Origin of the sequence: Sphingomonas sp. TREG-RG-20F-R18-01 (assembly GCF_022662475.1) — a bacterium.
GTDB lineage: Bacteria > Pseudomonadota > Alphaproteobacteria > Sphingomonadales > Sphingomonadaceae > Sphingomonas.
Window position 1 is genome coordinate 180,706 of the sequence record NZ_JAKNQQ010000005.1, and the last position, 16,343, is coordinate 197,048.

General features: G+C 67.5%; 14 protein-coding genes and 1 tRNA gene. 5 read left to right on the forward strand and 10 right to left on the reverse strand.

The annotated features are described in order from the left end of the window. Nucleotides 1-11: 11 nt before the first annotated feature. Together L8K25_RS14880 and L8K25_RS14885 are read left to right on the forward strand one after the other, a co-directional pair. Nucleotides 12-1,652: an NAD(P)/FAD-dependent oxidoreductase gene (locus tag L8K25_RS14880; protein ID WP_242139769.1), complete on the forward strand. Its 1,641-nt coding sequence runs from the start codon at nucleotides 12-14 to the stop codon at nucleotides 1,650-1,652. Nucleotides 1,653-1,703: 51 nt separating this feature from the next. After that, nucleotides 1,704-1,985, forward strand: coding sequence for an SWEET family sugar transporter (locus L8K25_RS14885; RefSeq protein ID WP_242139921.1), 282 nt, complete (start codon nucleotides 1,704-1,706; stop codon nucleotides 1,983-1,985). A 131-nt stretch (nucleotides 1,986-2,116) separates the two neighbouring features. On the opposite strand, the gene putA is transcribed toward L8K25_RS14885, so the two are convergent. After that, the gene (putA, locus tag L8K25_RS14890) at nucleotides 2,117-5,773 is read right to left on the reverse strand and encodes a trifunctional transcriptional regulator/proline dehydrogenase/L-glutamate gamma-semialdehyde dehydrogenase (protein ID WP_242139770.1); all 3,657 of its coding nucleotides are present in this window, start codon (nucleotides 5,771-5,773) and stop codon (nucleotides 2,117-2,119) included. A gap of 102 nt (nucleotides 5,774-5,875) precedes the next feature. On the opposite strand from putA, the gene L8K25_RS14895 reads away from it, so the two are divergent. Beyond that, complete coding sequence (locus tag L8K25_RS14895; RefSeq protein WP_242139771.1) at nucleotides 5,876-6,361, forward strand: Lrp/AsnC family transcriptional regulator; 486 nt, start codon at nucleotides 5,876-5,878, stop codon at nucleotides 6,359-6,361. A gap of 14 nt (nucleotides 6,362-6,375) precedes the next feature. Here L8K25_RS14895 and L8K25_RS14900 read toward each other — a convergent pair. The 8 genes from L8K25_RS14900 to L8K25_RS14935 form a co-directional block, all read right to left on the reverse strand. Beyond that, nucleotides 6,376-6,451: transfer RNA gene (locus tag L8K25_RS14900), tRNA-Val, on the reverse strand. Nucleotides 6,452-6,531: 80 nt separating this feature from the next. Beyond that, on the reverse strand, nucleotides 6,532-7,503 hold the full coding sequence (locus tag L8K25_RS14905) for a hypothetical protein (protein WP_242139772.1): 972 nt from the start codon (nucleotides 7,501-7,503) through the stop codon (nucleotides 6,532-6,534). Nucleotides 7,504-7,660: 157 nt separating this feature from the next. Beyond that, complete coding sequence (locus L8K25_RS14910; RefSeq protein WP_242139773.1) at nucleotides 7,661-8,563, reverse strand: hypothetical protein; 903 nt, start codon at nucleotides 8,561-8,563, stop codon at nucleotides 7,661-7,663. Nucleotides 8,564-8,617: 54 nt separating this feature from the next. Then, nucleotides 8,618-10,096, reverse strand: a complete 1,479-nt coding sequence (locus tag L8K25_RS14915) for an NAD(P)(+) transhydrogenase (Re/Si-specific) subunit beta (protein WP_242139774.1) — start codon at nucleotides 10,094-10,096, stop codon at nucleotides 8,618-8,620. 107 nt (nucleotides 10,097-10,203) lie between these two features. Beyond that, nucleotides 10,204-10,506, reverse strand: a complete 303-nt coding sequence (locus L8K25_RS14920; RefSeq protein ID WP_242139775.1) for a proton-translocating transhydrogenase family protein — start codon at nucleotides 10,504-10,506, stop codon at nucleotides 10,204-10,206. Then, nucleotides 10,506-10,877, reverse strand: coding sequence for a hypothetical protein (locus L8K25_RS14925; RefSeq protein ID WP_242139776.1), 372 nt, complete (start codon nucleotides 10,875-10,877; stop codon nucleotides 10,506-10,508). The genes L8K25_RS14920 and L8K25_RS14925 overlap by 1 nt, the downstream gene beginning before the upstream one ends. 36 nt (nucleotides 10,878-10,913) lie before the next feature. After that, the gene (locus L8K25_RS14930) at nucleotides 10,914-12,035 is read right to left on the reverse strand and encodes an NAD(P) transhydrogenase subunit alpha (protein ID WP_242139777.1); all 1,122 of its coding nucleotides are present in this window, start codon (nucleotides 12,033-12,035) and stop codon (nucleotides 10,914-10,916) included. Between the two features lies 1 nt (nucleotide 12,036). Beyond that, complete coding sequence (locus L8K25_RS14935) at nucleotides 12,037-12,165, reverse strand: aa3-type cytochrome c oxidase subunit IV (RefSeq protein ID WP_242139778.1); 129 nt, start codon at nucleotides 12,163-12,165, stop codon at nucleotides 12,037-12,039. 175 nt (nucleotides 12,166-12,340) lie between these two features. Between L8K25_RS14935 and L8K25_RS14940 the strand changes: the two genes are divergently transcribed. Next, on the forward strand, nucleotides 12,341-13,765 hold the full coding sequence (locus tag L8K25_RS14940; protein WP_242139922.1) for a sigma-54 dependent transcriptional regulator: 1,425 nt from the start codon (nucleotides 12,341-12,343) through the stop codon (nucleotides 13,763-13,765). Between the two features lie 7 nt (nucleotides 13,766-13,772). On the opposite strand, the gene L8K25_RS14945 is transcribed toward L8K25_RS14940, so the two are convergent. Next, entirely contained in the window at nucleotides 13,773-14,657 is an 885-nt protein-coding gene (locus L8K25_RS14945; protein WP_242139779.1) for a bestrophin family ion channel, read from the reverse strand. Between the two features lie 194 nt (nucleotides 14,658-14,851). Between L8K25_RS14945 and L8K25_RS14950 the strand changes: the two genes are divergently transcribed. Then, nucleotides 14,852-16,309 carry an aminotransferase class I/II-fold pyridoxal phosphate-dependent enzyme gene (locus L8K25_RS14950; protein WP_242139780.1) on the forward strand — a complete coding sequence of 486 codons (1,458 nt, stop codon included), beginning with the start codon at nucleotides 14,852-14,854 and terminating at the stop codon, nucleotides 16,307-16,309. The last annotated feature ends 34 nt before the right edge of the window (nucleotides 16,310-16,343 follow it).

Genomic DNA, 16,343 nt, shown 5'->3' on the forward strand with positions numbered 1-16,343 from the left:
AAGGGCCGGCGATGTTGCGCATTACCGAACTGGCCCTTCCGCTCCATCATCCCGATGAGGCGCTCCCCGCTGCGATCTGCAAGCGGCTCAAGATCAGCCCACGCGACCTGATCCGCTTCAAGGTCGCGCGCCGTGCGCACGATGCGCGCGACAAGATGGCGATCCTTCTGGTCTATTCGCTCGATGTCGCGGTTAAGAACGAGGCGACCGTGCTCGCCAAGTTCCGCAAGGACCGCAACGTCGGCACCACCCCCGACACGCGCTACAAATTCACCGCGCAGGCTCCCGCCGTGCAGAGCGAGATCCGCCCGGTCGTGATCGGCGCGGGGCCGTGCGGGCTGTTCGCCGGGCTGATCCTCGCGCAGATGGGGTTCCGCCCGATCATCCTCGATCGCGGCAAGGTCGTGCGCGAGCGGACCAAGGACACCTGGGGGCTGTGGCGCAGGAGCGTGCTCAACCCCGAATCGAACGTCCAGTTCGGCGAAGGGGGTGCCGGCACCTTCTCCGACGGCAAGCTCTACAGCCGGATCAAGGACGCGCGACACCTCGACCGCAAGGTGCTGACGGAGTTCGTAAAAGCGGGCGCGCCCGAGGAGATCCTGACCGAGGCGCATCCGCATATCGGCACGTTCCGCCTCGTCACGATGGTCGAGAGCATGCGCGAGAGCGTCGAGGCGCTCGGCGGCGAATATCGCTTCCAGCAGCGTGTCGAGGGGATCGACATCGAGACGCGCGGTGACGGCACACGCCACGTGCGCGGGCTCCACATCCACGACGGCAGCTATCTGCGCGCGGATCATGTCGTGCTCGCGATCGGGCACAGCGCGCGCGATACCTTTGCCATGCTCCACGAGGCTGGCGTCTATGTCGAGGCCAAGCCCTTCTCGCTGGGCGTGCGGATCGAGCATCCGCAATCGTGGATCGACACCGCGCGCTTCGGGCCGAGTGCTGGCAACCCGATCCTGGGGGCGGCGGATTACAGCCTGTCGCACCACTGCAAGAACGGGCGGACGGTCTACAGCTTCTGCATGTGCCCGGGCGGCACCGTCGTCGCGGCGACCTCGGAGGAAGGCCGCGTCGCGACCAACGGCATGAGCCAATATTCGCGCAACGAACGCAACGCCAATTCGGGGCTGGTCGTGGGCATCGACCCCGAGCGCGACTATCCGGGCGATCCGCTCGCGGGGATCGCGTTCCAGCGGCACTGGGAGTCGCTCGCTTATGTCGCGGGCGGGTCGAGCTACAAGGCGCCCGCGCAACGGCTGGGCGATCTGCTCGCGGGCAAGCCGTCGTCCGCGCTGGGGCAAGTCGTGCCGTCCTATCGCCCCGGCGTGACGATGGGCGACCTGTCCGAATGCCTTCCCGAGTTCGCGATCACCGCGATGCGCGAGGCGCTCCCGGTGTTCGGGCGGCAAATCCCGGGATACGACCATCCCGACGTGCTGCTGACCGGGGTCGAGACGCGCACCTCCTCGCCGGTCCGCTTCAAGCGCGGCGACGATCTGCAGAGCCTCAACACGCGCGGGCTGTATCCGGCGGGCGAAGGCGCTGGCTATGCAGGCGGGATTCTGTCGGCGGCGGTCGACGGGATCAAGATCGCCGAGGCGGTCGCCGCAAGCCTCACGCAGACGGCGATGCCGCTGCCGGAGTGAACCGAACGGTCCAACCTTTGTTGTGCACTGCAACACAAAGGGAGATCGATGATGGCCAGCACGGCCAAACCCCTCACTGCCGAGCGCGCGATCCTGCTGCTCGGCTGGGTCGCGACCGCGACGGCGGTGATGATGTACGTTTCGTACATCTCGCAGATCCAGCTCAACCTGGCGGGGCACAAGGGATCGGTGATCCAGCCGCTGGCGACGGCGGTGAATTGTACCTTGTGGGTGGCGTACGGGTTGCTCAAGCCGCAGCGCGACTGGCCGGTGGCGCTGGCGAATGCGCCCGGCGTGGTGCTGGGCGCGATCACGTTCGCGACGGCGTTGTAGGGGGTGGTGAGAGTCTTAGCCCCCCCCTTCAGGGGAGGGGTTGGGGTGGGGAAGTCCAGCAGAGCAACCTCTCTGCGAGACACAGCCCCACCCCCGGCCCCTCCCCTGAAGGGGAGGGGTGAGTTTCCGTTCTACGCCAGCGTCATCAAACTCGCATTCCCACCGGCGGCGGTGGTGTTGATCGAAACCGAAACCTCCTCGCACAACAGATCGAGCGGATACGCATCCGCCCGCGCCACCACCTCCGCGCTCGATGCGCCATGCAGCGAGACGATCGCCCCCTCCCGCGCCGCCAGCGCGCGCGACGCGGCTGCGACGTCCGCCGCATCCCCCTCGACCAGCGCGCCCGCCAGCGCATCGACCTCGGAGAGCCCTTGCGACGGCCAGCTGATCCGCGCCGCCACCGCCGCGGGCATGCCCGCCGGAGGCACCGCGAGCGGACCGCCCGGAATTACTACCGCATGGTTCCCCGTCGCGAGCACCGCGCCGATCTGCCGCCAGAGCCCGTGCGCGGTCCGCGCGATCACCGCGATCCGCCCGCGCGGGTGGAGCGCGTAGCGGTTGGTCTCGCCGACCGGCCCGGCCAGCTCGACGGTATAGCCAAGCCGTGAGCGATCCGCGATCGCGCCGACCGCCGCCGCCATGGCGGGCTCGCCCTGCGTCCCGAGCCAGGTCGCCAGCACCCGCGCGACGGAATCGCCCGTGCCCGCCTCCGACGGCGTGGCGGCCGCAGACGCCTGCACCAGTCGCGTGAGATACATCGGTCCGCCTGCCTTGGGCCCGGTTCCCGAAAGCCCACGCCCGCCGAATGGCTGGACACCGACGACCGCGCCGATCGTGTTGCGGTTGACGTAGAGGTTCCCCGCGCCGATCCGCCGGGTCACATGCTCGATCGTCGCGTCGAGCCGGGTGTGGAGCCCGAAGGTCAGCCCGTAGCCGGTCGCGTTGATCGAATCGATCAGCGCGTCCAGCCCGCCGCTGCGATACCGCAGAACATGGAGCACCGGCCCGAACACCTCGCGCCCGATCTGCGCGATAGCGTCGATCTCGATGATCGTCGGCGCGACGAAGGTGCCGTGCTCGGTCTCGGGCGCAAGCCGTGCCTGCTCGACGCGGTGCCCCGCAGCCTTCATCCGCGCGATATGATCCTCGATCCCGTCGCGCGCCTGCGCGGTGATGACCGGGCCGATGTCGACCGCGAGCCGGTCGGTCTTGCCAATCACCAGCTCCGCCACCGCGCCGCGCAGCATCGCCAGCGTGCGATCCGCGACTTCCTCCTGCAGGCACAGCACACGCAGCGCCGAGCAGCGCTGGCCCGCGCTGTCGAACGCGGACGCAAGCACGTCGCCGACGACCTGCTCCGCCAGCGCGGACGAATCGACGATCATCGCATTCTGCCCGCCGGTCTCGGCGATCAGCGGGACCGGCGTGCCCTGCGCGGTGAGACGCCCGGCAAGCTGGCGCTGGATCGTCCGCGCGACCCCGGTCGACCCGGTGAAGATCACGCCCGCGGTGGCGGGCGCGCCGACCAGCGCGGCGCCGACCGCGCCATCGCCGAGCACGAGCTGGACGACCGCCTCGGGCACCCCCGCCGCATGCAGGATCCGCACCGCCTCGGCAGCGATCAGCGGGGTCGGCTGTGCGGGCTTGGCGACGACCGGGTTGCCCGCGACCAGCGCGGCGGCGATCTGCCCGGTGAAGATCGCGAGCGGGAAGTTCCACGGGCTGATGCACGCGATCGGCCCGAGCGGCGTCGCACCGCCGAGCGTCTCTCGCGCCTGCACCGCGTAATAGCGCAGGAAATCGACCGCTTCGCGCACCTCAGCGATCGCGTTGGCGGCGGATTTGCCCGCCTCGCGCATGACCAGCCCCATCAGTGTCGGCATCGCCTGTTCGAGTTGGTCCGCCGCGCGATCGAGGCAGGCGGCACGGTCGCCGACCGAGGTCGCCGCCCAGGATGCCGCGGCACTGGCCGCACGCTCCATTGCGGCGGTCGCCTCGGCATCGGAATGCTCGAACACACGACCGACGATATCGCGGTGGTCGGCGGGGTTGCGGACGAGCACCGGCGCGCGACCGTCGTCGACGCCTGCGCGCCAGTCCTGCTGCGCGCTTGCGACCAATGCGTCGCCAAGCGCGAGCAGGCTCGCCTCGTCGCTCAGGTCGAGGCCTGCCGAGTTGCGGCGTTCACCGTAGATATCAACGGGCAGCGCGATCTCGTCATGCGGCGCGCCGGGCACCGGCATCGCGCGGACGATCTCGACCGGATCGGCGATCAGATCCTCGATCGGCACCGCAGGGTCGCCGATCCGGTTGACGAACGACGAGTTCGCGCCGTTCTCGAGCAAGCGTCGGACGAGATACGCGAGCAGCGTCTCGTGCGTGCCCACCGGGGCATAGACCCGGCACGGCCGCGCGAGCCCGTTCGCGCCGACGACCTGGTCGTACAAAGGCTCGCCCATGCCGTGGAGGCACTGGAACTCGTAATCGCCGACGACGAAGTCCTCGCCCGCAAGCTGGTAGATCGTCGACAGCGTCTGCGCGTTGTGCGTCGCGAATTGCGGGAACACCGCGTCGCGCGCCGCCAGCAATTTCCGCGCGCACGCGATGTACGCGACGTCGGTGTAGATCTTGCGCGTATAGACCGGATAGCCCGACAGCCCGTCGACCTGCGCGCGCTTGATCTCGGCATCCCAATAGGCGCCCTTGACCAGCCGGATCATGATCCGCCGCCCGGTCCGCCGCGCGAGCGCGATGACGAAATCGATCACCAGCGGGCAGCGCTTGCCGTAGGCCTGGACAACGAAGCCCAACCCCTTCCACCCGTCGAGCGCGGGATCCTCGGCGAGCGCCTCGAGCAGGTCGAGCGACAGTTCGAGCCGGTCCGATTCCTCGGCATCGATGTTGAAGCCGATGTCATAGCCCTTGGCGAGCAAGGCGAGCCCGCGCACGATCGGCAGCAATTCGATCATCACGCGTCCTGCCTGGGCGCGGCTGTAGCGCGGGTGGAGCGCCGACAGCTTGATCGAGATCCCCGGCCCGCCATAGACGCCGCGCCCTTCCGACGCTGCGCCGATCGCGTGGATCGCCTGTTCGTAGTCCCGCAGATAGCGCGCCGCGTCCGAAGCGGTCGTCGCCGCCTCGCCGAGCATGTCGTAGGAGAAGCCGTAGCCGCGCGCCTCACGATCCTTTGCGTGGCGCAGCGCCTCGTCGATCGTCTGGCCGGTGACGAACTGCTCGCCCATCATCCGCATCGCGAGATCGACCCCGCGGCGGATCACCGGCTCGCCGACCCGCGCGACCAGCCGCGTCAGCGCGGTGGCGAGACCACGATCGTCCGCGCTTGCGGTGAGCTTGCCCGTGACGACCAGCCCCCAGGTCGCGGCGTTGACGAACAGCGAGCGCCCGTCCCCGATGTGCGATGCCCAGTCGCCGCCGCCGATCTTGTCGCGGATCAGCGCATCGCGCGTCGCGGTGTCGGGGATGCGGAGCAACGCCTCGGCGAGGCACATCAGCGCGACGCCCTCTTGGCTCGACAGCGCATATTCCTGGACCAGCGCCTGCACCCCGCCACGCGCCTTCGATCCGCGCAACCGCTCGATCAGCGCGCGCGCGGTCCCGGCGGAGGCGCGGCGGACCGCGTCGGGCACGGTGGCCGCCGTGACCAGCGGCGGGACGCAGACCGGCTCGGGCGTCCGCGTGGCGGCGGTGATCGCCGATCGCAGCGGATCGGCGGTGCGGATCATCGGGGCGAAACGGGCGAACGGCGTGCGCTGGTCGGTGGTCATGGCAGTCCTTCGGGCAGGTGCGATCCGCTATAGCAGCACACCCTTGGGGAATCCGTCCGATCATGCTTGACCAGGACGCCATATCGACCCCAATTGGATGCGATGACAGGTACAATTCCTACGCAACGCGCCATTGCTGGTGAACTTGACCGGTTCGATCAGGCGATCATCGCTGCGTTGGCGCAGGACGGCCGGATGACCGTCACCGATCTGGCGGAGCGGATCGGCCTGTCCAAGACGCCTACGCAGGTTCGCCTGAAACGGCTGATCGACCAGGACTATATCCTCGGCTTTCGCGCGGTGACCAATCTCGCCAAACTCGGGCTCGACCATGTCGCCTTCACCGAGGTCAAGCTGTCCGACACGCGCGAGAGTGCGCTGCGCGACTTCAACGCGGCGGTGCGCAAGATCCCCGAGGTCGAGGAATGCCATCTGATCGCGAGCAGCTTCGATTATCTGCTGAAGGTCCGCACCACCGACATCCGCCGCTATCGCTACGTGCTCGGCGAGAAGATCTCGAGCCTGCCGCACGTCGCGAGCACCTCGACCTTCGTCGCGATGGAAACGATCCTCGATCACGATCGCTGAATGCGCAAAAAGGGTGGTGGGCGATGACGGGCTCGAACCGCCGACATTCTCGGTGTAAACGAGACGCTCTACCAACTGAGCTAATCGCCCGCGCGACTCAACGACAAGGTCGGTTCGGCGTGCCGGGGCCAATGCCACCGGTCTGCGGACAGGGCAAGCCCGTTCATTCGTCAGCCGATGGCTACGCCGGCATGCCGGACCGCCGCGACATAGTTGCGCATCCCGAGACTGGCGCGAGCCGATAAGACCATGAACGCGCGGCGACGGTCGAAGGGATCCGGGCGACGTTCGAACAACCCGGCCTCGGTCATGCGCGCGATCCAGCGCAGCGCCGTCGTCGGCGCGACGGCGGCGGCAATGCACAGGCTGGACACCGAAACCTGCACGCGCTCCAGCTCCGCGGCGAACAAATCCAGCAACATGTCCCACGCCGGGTCCTCAAACAGTCCGGCTCCGAAAAACTGGTCCCGCAGGCGACGCGCGCGGATCGTATCCCGCACGTCGCGGACTCGAATGTCGGAGCGGTCCGCCGAGGGGCCGGTGCGATAGCTGAGGCTGGTATCCGTTACCAATCCGACCCGTACCGCCTCGTCTTCGCCGCGAGTCAGGCGGGTCAGCGTTTCGGCGATCCGCGCAATTTCCTCGTTCAGCCGCATCAACCGCGCCGCCTCGCCATTCGGTCCGATTTCATGAACCCGCTCGAGCGTGGGACTGAGCGCGAGGCAAAGGCTGCCGACGCATTCCGCGACCGATGGCGCGCATAACAGGTCCACCGGGGCCGCGCCGATCGCGGAAGCGACGAGATCGATCTGGGACGGTTCCAGGACGATGACGACGCTCGCGTCGCGCATGCCGGCAAGATCGGCGAGCAGCGGCAACACGTGCTCCAGGACAGCATCGGCAACCCCGATGGTCTCGGCGAGGATCACCCGACATAAGGCTTGTCGCTCGAGCCGGGGGCCCGCCTCGGCCCAGGACAGATGCGCCTGCAGCCTTGCCCCGCTGGCCAGGACTGCCATGCCCCCGGTTGTACGGCCGGAGATCGGAGCTTCGTCCGCGATCACCAGCACTGACCGGCGATCCGCTCCCGCGCCATCAGCTCCGGTGCCGGCGAGCCATTCGACGTCTGACTGTCGTGTCATTCCGCGCTCCCCCCAGATGCGGCCGCAAAGGTCTATGTAAAGTACGCATTTTGCCAAAGGCGAAACAGCGTCGATCACGCCATTTCGGTGCATGTCCCTGCAATTGGGCTGGTAACCGTCGCGCCGGTACCACCGGAATGGTGCAGGTTTTCCGACACTATTCGTAGATCGAACCAATGTCGTCGAACTCGGCGTGCAGCAATCCCATCGCCGCGGTTCCCAGCGCTCCGGCACCAAGCGCGATCCAGAATGCACCTGCCGCCGCCGCGAGCAGCCAGCCAAGGATCGTACGGGCATCGATCGTTCCGAACTGTCGTTCGAGCTGATGCTGTTGAGCAAGCTGAAGCGCCTCGCGCGAAAAATGACTGTTCGCCAGATCAGCGAAATAGGGTGCCAGCGTAACGGAGGACACCGCCGTAAACGCCACCATGACGATCAGCGCGATCACGAAATACGCGCCGAACAGGGTCCAGAAATGCCCCTTGCTCAATGCCCAGCCCTCACCGAGCGCGATCCGGCGCCGCAGCATCGTCAGCGGAAAAATGAGGGACATCCGAACCTGCAGATAAACGCTGAGGGCGACGACGGTTATCACGACGGGGATCGCGAGCAGCACGCCCGCGATCGGCGAGGCGACGCTGAGAAGGGCGATCAGAAAGGTCGCGATCATCAGGACCGTCAGCCACGCGACCGTGAACAGGATGGCCAGGACCGCCCCCACCCCCAGCAAGCGCAGTTCGTCGAAACCGAGACGCAGGAACGCAAACCGACTTTCCTGCGGCCGCACGGCAGCGCGCAGTCCTGCTGCGTAAAGGACGATGACCAGCAGGAGCATGCCCAAATTGAGCACGGACAGCTGGCTCATCACCCCTGGGAGGGCAGTCGGGGCGACCGACGACCCGGTGCCGCGCTGCAGCGCCACCATATCGTGAAGCAGCGGCCGCATCGTCAGGGCCAGGATGCCATTCATCCCGAGATACAGCACTGCCCACACCAGCACGGCACCGATCCGCTCGCGCAGCAGCCGAAAGCCGCCGCCGATAATATCCCCTACCGTCATCGTTCACCCGCCCCAATCATCGTGCCCATGCCGATTGGAGCGGAAGGCCAGACGTTAGTCCAGCGACTTGACGATTTCCTCGACCATCTTCTTGGCGTCGCCCAGCAACATCATGGTATTGTCCATGTAGAACACGTCGTTGTCGACGCCGGCATAACCGACCCCGCCCATCGAGCGCTTGATGAAGAGCACGGTCTTGGCCTTTTCGACGTCGAGCACCGGCATGCCGTAGATCGGCGAGGTCTTGTCGGTCTTGGCCGCCGGGTTGGTCACGTCGTTCGCGCCGATGACGAAGGCGATGTCGGTCTGCGCGAATTCGCTGTTGATGTCCTCCAGCTCGAACACGTCGTCATACGGCACGTTCGCTTCCGCGAGCAGCACGTTCATATGCCCCGGCATGCGGCCCGCGACCGGATGGATCGCATATTTTACGCGGACCCCGTGCGCCTTGAGCTTGTCGCCCATTTCGCGCAGCGCGTGCTGCGCCTGGCTGACCGCCATGCCGTAGCCGGGGACGATGATCACTTGCTCCGCCTGTCCGAGCAGGAACGCCGCGTCGTCGGCGCTGCCGCGCTTCCATGGGCGCTGTTCCTTGGCCTCGCCACCCGCCGCCGCCGCATCGCCGCCGAAGCCGCCCGCGATCACACTGATGAAGCTGCGGTTCATCGCCTTGCACATGATGTAGCTGAGGATCGCGCCGGACGATCCGACCAGCGCACCGGTGATGATCATCGCGGTGTTGTGGAGCGTGAACCCCATCGCCGCCGCCGCCCAGCCCGAATAGCTGTTGAGCATCGACACGACGACCGGCATGTCCGCGCCGCCGATCGGCACGATCAGCAGGAAGCCGATGACGAAGCTGAGCAGCGTGATCGTCCAGAACACCCAGGCGCTCTGGTCGAGCGTGAAATAGGCGACCAGCCCGAGGATCCCCGCGAGCACCGCGAGGTTGATCACGTGCCGTCCCGGCAGGAGGATCGGCTTGCCGCCCATATTGCCGTTGAGCTTGAGGAAGGCGATCACCGATCCCGAGAAGGTGATCGCGCCGATCGCGACGCCGAGCCCCATTTCGATCCGGCTCTGGACGAAGATCACGCCCTGCTCGGCGATCCCGAACGCGCCCGGATTGAGGAACGCCGCGCAGGCGACGAGGACGGCCGCCATGCCGACGAGCGAGTGGAAGGCGGCGACGAGCTGCGGCATGTCGGTCATCGCGATCCGGCGCGCGGTCACCAGTCCGATCACGCCACCCAGCGCGATCGCCGCCAGGATCTCGACCACGGTGACCGTATCGACGTGCGAGAAGAACGCGACGAAGTCCTCGCCACCGGTCGTGCCGACCGCGACCAGCTGAATCGTCGGGACATGCGTCACCAGCGTCGTCACCACCGCGATGGTCATGCCGATGATGCCCATCCGGTTGCCGCGTTGCGACGTCGCCGGGCTGGAGAGCCCGCGCAGCGCGAGGATGAAGCACACCCCCGCGACGAGATACGCCAGCGACGCCCAGGGATTGACGGTGATGTGTTCCATGATGCTCAATCCCATTCCGTCACCCCGGCGAAGACCGGGGCCGCCCTGTTATCCGGGACGGGCGGTGCCCCAAACCCAATGACCTCGGCCTGCGCCGGGGAGACGGGTTACTTAACGACCGGCGTCTTCTTCTTGTACATCGCGAGCATCCGCGCGGTGACCGCGAAGCCCCCGAAGATGTTGACGCTCGCCAGCACCACCGCGAGCAGCCCCAGCCCCTTCGACACCGCACCGCCCCCGCCGATCCCGGCCGCCGCCGCCGCGATCAGCGCGCCGACGATGATGACCGAGGAGATCGCGTTGGTCACCGCCATCAGCGGCGTGTGGAGCGCGGGCGTGACCGACCAGACGACGTAATAGCCGACGAAACAGGCCATGACGAAGATCGACAGGATCGAGATGAAGTCCATTAGATACCCTTTGCGTGCAGCAGGAGCGCGACACCCGCGCCGATCGTGGCGCTGATCGCGGTCGATACGCCGGCGATGATGGTGACGGTAGACCACAGCCGACCGGAGATATCGCGTCCGTTGTCAGCGATTTGCCTGGTCAGCATCGCCGTGTTGTCAGCGAGTTGTCTGGTCATCGCGCTGGAGCTCTCTGCGATGGCTTGCTTCATTTCCGCCAGTCGCGCGTCCAAATAATCCTTGGTGACAAGATCCTCGCGCCCCGTCGTTTGCGCTGTTCCAAACGCGTTTGCCAACACCCGCGCCTGATCGTGCCCGAAACCGGCATCCTCGAAACTCTTTGCAAAAGCGAGCGTATCGATCGGCACGTTCATGGTCGCTCCTGTCCGCCGCCCCGGCGCTTGATCCCTTTACGCCAACAACCGCGCGTTCACCACCTTGCCGCCTTGGGTCAGCCGGATCGCGTCGCCGATTTCCTCGTCGAGCACCGGCTTGCCCTGTTCCTTGTCCCAGAACGCGCTCAGGAAATTGAACAGGTTGCGCGAGAACAGCGCCGACGCATCCGCCGCCAGCCGTGAGGCCACGTTGCGATAGCCGACGATCGTCACGCCCGACACGACCACCGCCTCGCCCGCGACCGATCCCTCGACATTGCCGCCGCTCTCGACCGCGAGATCGACGATCACCGATCCGGGCCGCATGCTCGCGACCTGCGCCGCCGAGATCAGCCGTGGCGCGGGGCGCCCCGGGATCAGCGCGGTGGTGATGACGATGTCCTGCTTGGCAATATGACCCGACACCAGCTCGGCCTGCGCCGCCTGATATTCGGGGCTCATCTCGCCGGCATAGCCACCCGAGCCCTCACCCTCGATCCCCGCGACATTCTCGACGAAGATCGGTTTCGCGCCGAGGCTCTGGATCTGCTCGCGCGTCGCCGAGCGGACGTCGGTCGCGGACACCTGCGCACCGAGCCGCCGCGCGGTGGCGATCGCCTGGAGCCCGGCGACGCCGACCCCCATCACGAATACGCGTGCGGCGGAAACCGTGCCCGCCGCGGTCATCATCATCGGAAACGCGCGGCCATAGGCTGCGGCGGCATCGAGCACCGCCTTGTAGCCCGCGAGGTTCGATTGCGACGACAGGATGTCCATCGATTGCGCGCGGGTGATGCGCGGCATGAATTCCATTGCCAATGCCTCGATCCCGGCGGCGGCATAGCCATCGATCCGCGCGCGATCGGCAAACGGGTTCAGCGCGGCGACCAGCCATGCCCCGTTCGCGGCACCGGCGAGCGCATCGGCGTCCGGGCCCTGCACCCCCAACACGATCTCGGCGCCGGCCAGCGTCGCCGCACGATCCGCTACCGTGGCGCCCGCGGCCGCATAATCCGCATCGGCGATCGACGCGGTCGCGCCGGCCCCCGCCTCGAGCGCGACACTTGCGCCCAGCGCGATGAATTTCTTGACCGTTTCGGGGGTCGCGGCAACGCGACGCTCGCCCTCGGCGGTTTCGCGGAGGACGGCGATCTTCATCCTATTTGCCCGAGATCAGCCACACCACCACGAAGGCGATGATGAAACACGCGACTGCGCCATATTTGAGCACGCCAATGACCTTGTCATACGTCGCGCGGTGGACTTGGAGATCACTTTCGGTGGCCATCGGTTCGGTCCTCGCCCTATCGTTGCGTCCGGCTTAGCGCGCGGGAGGCAAGCCCTCAACCCCCAGGAAATACCAAGCCGCCATGTCCCGGCCGTCCCATGCCGGGGCGCTTAAGGGCGCTTTCACACCTTGCCGTTATGGATTCGTCGTGAACGGACAGGACTCGGGGAAGAGCATGACGCGTAACGGGCAGCGCCTGCTGATGCTGATCGACGACGAACCCGCGCAGCGCAGGCTGATCGCGGCGATCGCCGCGCGGCGCGGCTGGCGGGCGATCTTTGCCAATGACGGCGCGATGGCGATCGCGATGCTCGGCACGCAGGAAGGCCTGCAGCTCGATGCGATCCTGCTCGACCAATGGGCCCCCGAGGCCGATCCGACCGCGCTGATCGCCGAGCTGCGCAGCCTGCGCCCCACGCTGCCGCTGTTGCTGCTGACCGCCAACGGTTCGGTCGCGCAGGCAGTCACCGCGATGCGCACCGGCGCGACCGACTTCCTGGTCAAGCCGCTCGCGCCCGAGCGCCTGCTCGCGGCGCTCGACGCAGCGGTGGCCCAGAAGACCGCGGGCGAACTCCGCCCGCTGACCGAGAAGATTCCCGCGCTGCTCGCGTTCGACGAGATCGTCGGCTCGGCGCCCGATTTCCGTGCCGCGCTCGCGATCGCCGCAAAGGCCGCGCGCGCGCGCGTGCCGGTGTTGCTCGAAGGCGAAAGCGGCGTCGGCAAGGAAGTCGTCGCCGAGGCGGTCCATGCCGCCTCGCCGCGCGGCAAGAAGCCGATGGTCGCGGTCAATTGCGGCGCGATCCCCGCGAACCTCGTCGAAAGCGAACTGTTCGGGCACGAGAAGGGCGCGTTCACCGGCGCGTTCGAACGCAAGATCGGGCGCTTCCAGGAGGCCGACGGTGGCACGCTGTTCCTCGACGAAGTCGGCGAGATGCCGCTCGAGGCACAGGTCAAGTTGCTCCGCGTGCTGCAATCGGGCGAGATCCAGCCGCTCGGTGCGCGGCACACGCGGGAGGTCGACGTGCGCGTCATCGCCGCAACCAACAAGCGGCTGATCGACGAAGTCGAGGCCGGCCGCTTCCGCGAGGACCTCTATTACCGGCTCAACGTCGTCCAGGTCACGATCCCGCCGTTGCGCGAAAGGACCGGCGACATTCCCGCACTGGCGCGGCACCTGATGGCGCGGATCGCGCAGCAGCCGGGCCTGCGCCAGCTCGGCATCACCGACGATGCGCTCGCGCTGCTGGGTCGCTACGACTGGCCGGGGAACGTGCGGCAGCTCCAGAATGCGCTCTTTCGCGCGGCCGTGCTGTGCGACGGTGCCGCGCTGACGCAGGCCGACTTCCCGCAGATCGCGGCGCTTGGCGGCAAGCGCCACGCGCCGACCATGCCGGTGCCGATGGCGACGTCCGGCGGCGTCACGCTGTTCCATGCCGACGGCAACCTGCGCGCGCTGGAGGAGATCGAGGCGGACGTCATCCGCCTCGCGATCGGCCATTACCGCGGGCGAATGACCGAAGTCGCACGGCGGCTCGGGATCGGCCGGTCGACGCTGTACCGCAAGCTCGGCGAACTCGGGATCGACAACGCGGTCGCCTGACCGGCTGCTACCAGAGGATTCCCCGCTCGGGCTTGACCGGCTCGGGCGCGGCATCGCCGAGCGACTGGAGCAGGTCGATCTCGACCGTCCGGCACATCGCGGTCAGCGGCAGATCGTGGACGGTGTTGGCGAACGGATCGACCAGATCGTCCCCGATCTTGAGCACCGCGAGGAACATCAACCCCGCGACCGTCGACCCGATCGGCGTGGCGAAGCCCAGCGTCTCGACCAGCCCGATCGGCAGCAGAATGCAGAACAGGCGCGCGAAGAATTCGGGGAAAAAGCGGTATTGGTTGGGCAACGGCGTGTTCTTCAGCCGTTCCATTCCCCCTTGCGCATTGGCGATATCGACCAGCACGCGCTCGATCGAAGCCTGCTGGATCGTGTCGAGCCAGCCCTGCTGGCGTGCCTGATCGACCCGCCGTCCCGTCCCGTCGAGAATACCGTTGGCGACGTTGTTGCGGGCAAGCGACGGGGCCGCTTCGTCGGGCGACAGGAAGCGGAGCGCCTCCTCGCGCGGATCCTGCTTGCGCAACTGGCAGCGCAGCACGTGGACATAGGTGATCTGGCGCAGGATGATCGCGCGCTGCAGATCGCGTCCCTCCTCGTCGGGCAGATAGCTCCGCGCGGCGCGTGACAGACTGCGCGAGGCGTTGATCATCGCGCCCCACAGGACGCGGCCCTCCCACCAGCGCTGATAGGCCGAAGTGCTGCGAAACCCGAGGAAGAGCGCGAGCGCGGACCCGAACAGCGTCAACGGAAGCGACGGCGCCTTGAACGGCAGCACGTAATACGTGACCGTCACGATCACGTCCCACACGAACAGGGCGAGCAGGGGGCGCCAGACCTCGGCGACGATCTGGCGATACCGCGGCACTGCATCGATGATCATGAACTTCCTCCGGGCAGTAGGGTGGGATGCGCGATACGGAGACGAGCGGCTGGGGTCCAGTGCGGCGCCCCCGGCATGGTGCCCACGAGTCCCGCTGGCACGCCCCGTTACGCCGTCTGGCGTGTCGCGCAGATGACAGCTATGTTATTTTTCTCCCTGCGGAACGGACCACGCCGTAAAAGGCTTCATTCCGCATGGATCAGAAAAAAGCGCCCATTGTCGAAGCCTTGGCGCAAGTGGAGCGCCGACCGATCCATGGCTTCGGCGCGCCCGGGCATAATCAGGGGGCGGCGATCCCGGCCGACCTGCGCCGCCTGCTGGGCAAACGCATTTTCGCAGCGGATCTGCTGACCCCCAAGGGCCTCGACGATCGGACCGAAGGTGCGCACGTCGTCCAGCGCGCGCATGAACTCGCCGCGGACGCGTGGCAGGCGGATTTCTGCCGCTTCGTCACCGGCGGATCGACGCAAAGCCTCCACACCGCGCTGGCGGCGGTCGCGGGTCCCGGCGACACCGTGCTGTTCGCCACAAACGTCCACAAGGCCGAACGCTCGCACGCGCTCGCGACCGGGCTCGATGCGGTGCTCGTGCCGGTGCTGATCGACGACGACTGGGATATCGACCACGGGGTCACCCCCGCCCAGCTGTCGGCGGCGCTGGCGGCGCATCCGGACGCCAAGGCGTTCGTCGTGGTCAGCCCCACCTATTACGGCGTGACGAGCGACATCGGCGCGCTATCCACCATCTGTCACGACCACGGCATCCCGCTGATCTGCGACGCGGCGTGGGGCGGGGCGTTCGCCTTTTGCGAGCGTCTGCCGGACGATGCGCTGACCAAGGGCGCGGATATCGCGGTGTACAGCCTCCACAAGACAATGGGGTCGCTCGCGCAAGGATCGGCGCTGCTCGCCAAGGGGACGCTGGTCGACCAGCAACGGCTGTGGATGGCGTTCGAACTGTTCGAGACGACCAGCCCGTCGGTGCCGATCCTCGCGAGCCTTGATGCGACCCGACGCGACCATGCGCTCGATGGCGAGCGGATCTGGGGTAACGTGCTCGACCGCGCGGCGAAGTTGCGGCGTCGTCTGGCGCGGATACCCGGACTCCGCGTCTTCGGCGAGGAACACCTTCCTGCGGCAACGCAGCTCGATCCGACCAAGGTGCTGATCGACCTCTCCGCGCTCGGCGTGACGGGCTATGCGGTCGACGACTGGCTGGTGAAGCATCACCGCGTCAGCGTCGGGCTGTCGGATGCGCGGCATCTGCTCGCGGTGGTGTCGATCGGGACGACCGCCGCGGATGTCCGCGCGCTGGTCGGTGGGCTCAAGGATCTGGCGAAGCAGGTCGCCGCCGGCACTGCCGACCTGCCCCCCGCCGGGGTGTTTCCCGGGCTTTCGACGCTGTCCGTGACGATGGCGGCGGACCCCGAGGAAGCGTTCTTCGGCGATGTCGATCACGTCCCGATCGCGGAAGCGGCCGGCCGGATCGCCGCCGAGGTGATCGCGCCAGCGCCGCCGGGCGTCCCCCGCCTCGTTCCCGGGCAGCGGATCGAGGCGGCGCATGTCGCGTGGCTGGTCGCGAACCGTGATGCGGGGGCGTTCTTCCTCGATCCGATCGATCCGAGCGAGCGCACGATCCGGGTGGTGCGCTAAGGCGTACCGCCCCATCCAAAGGCGCTTCCCCGGC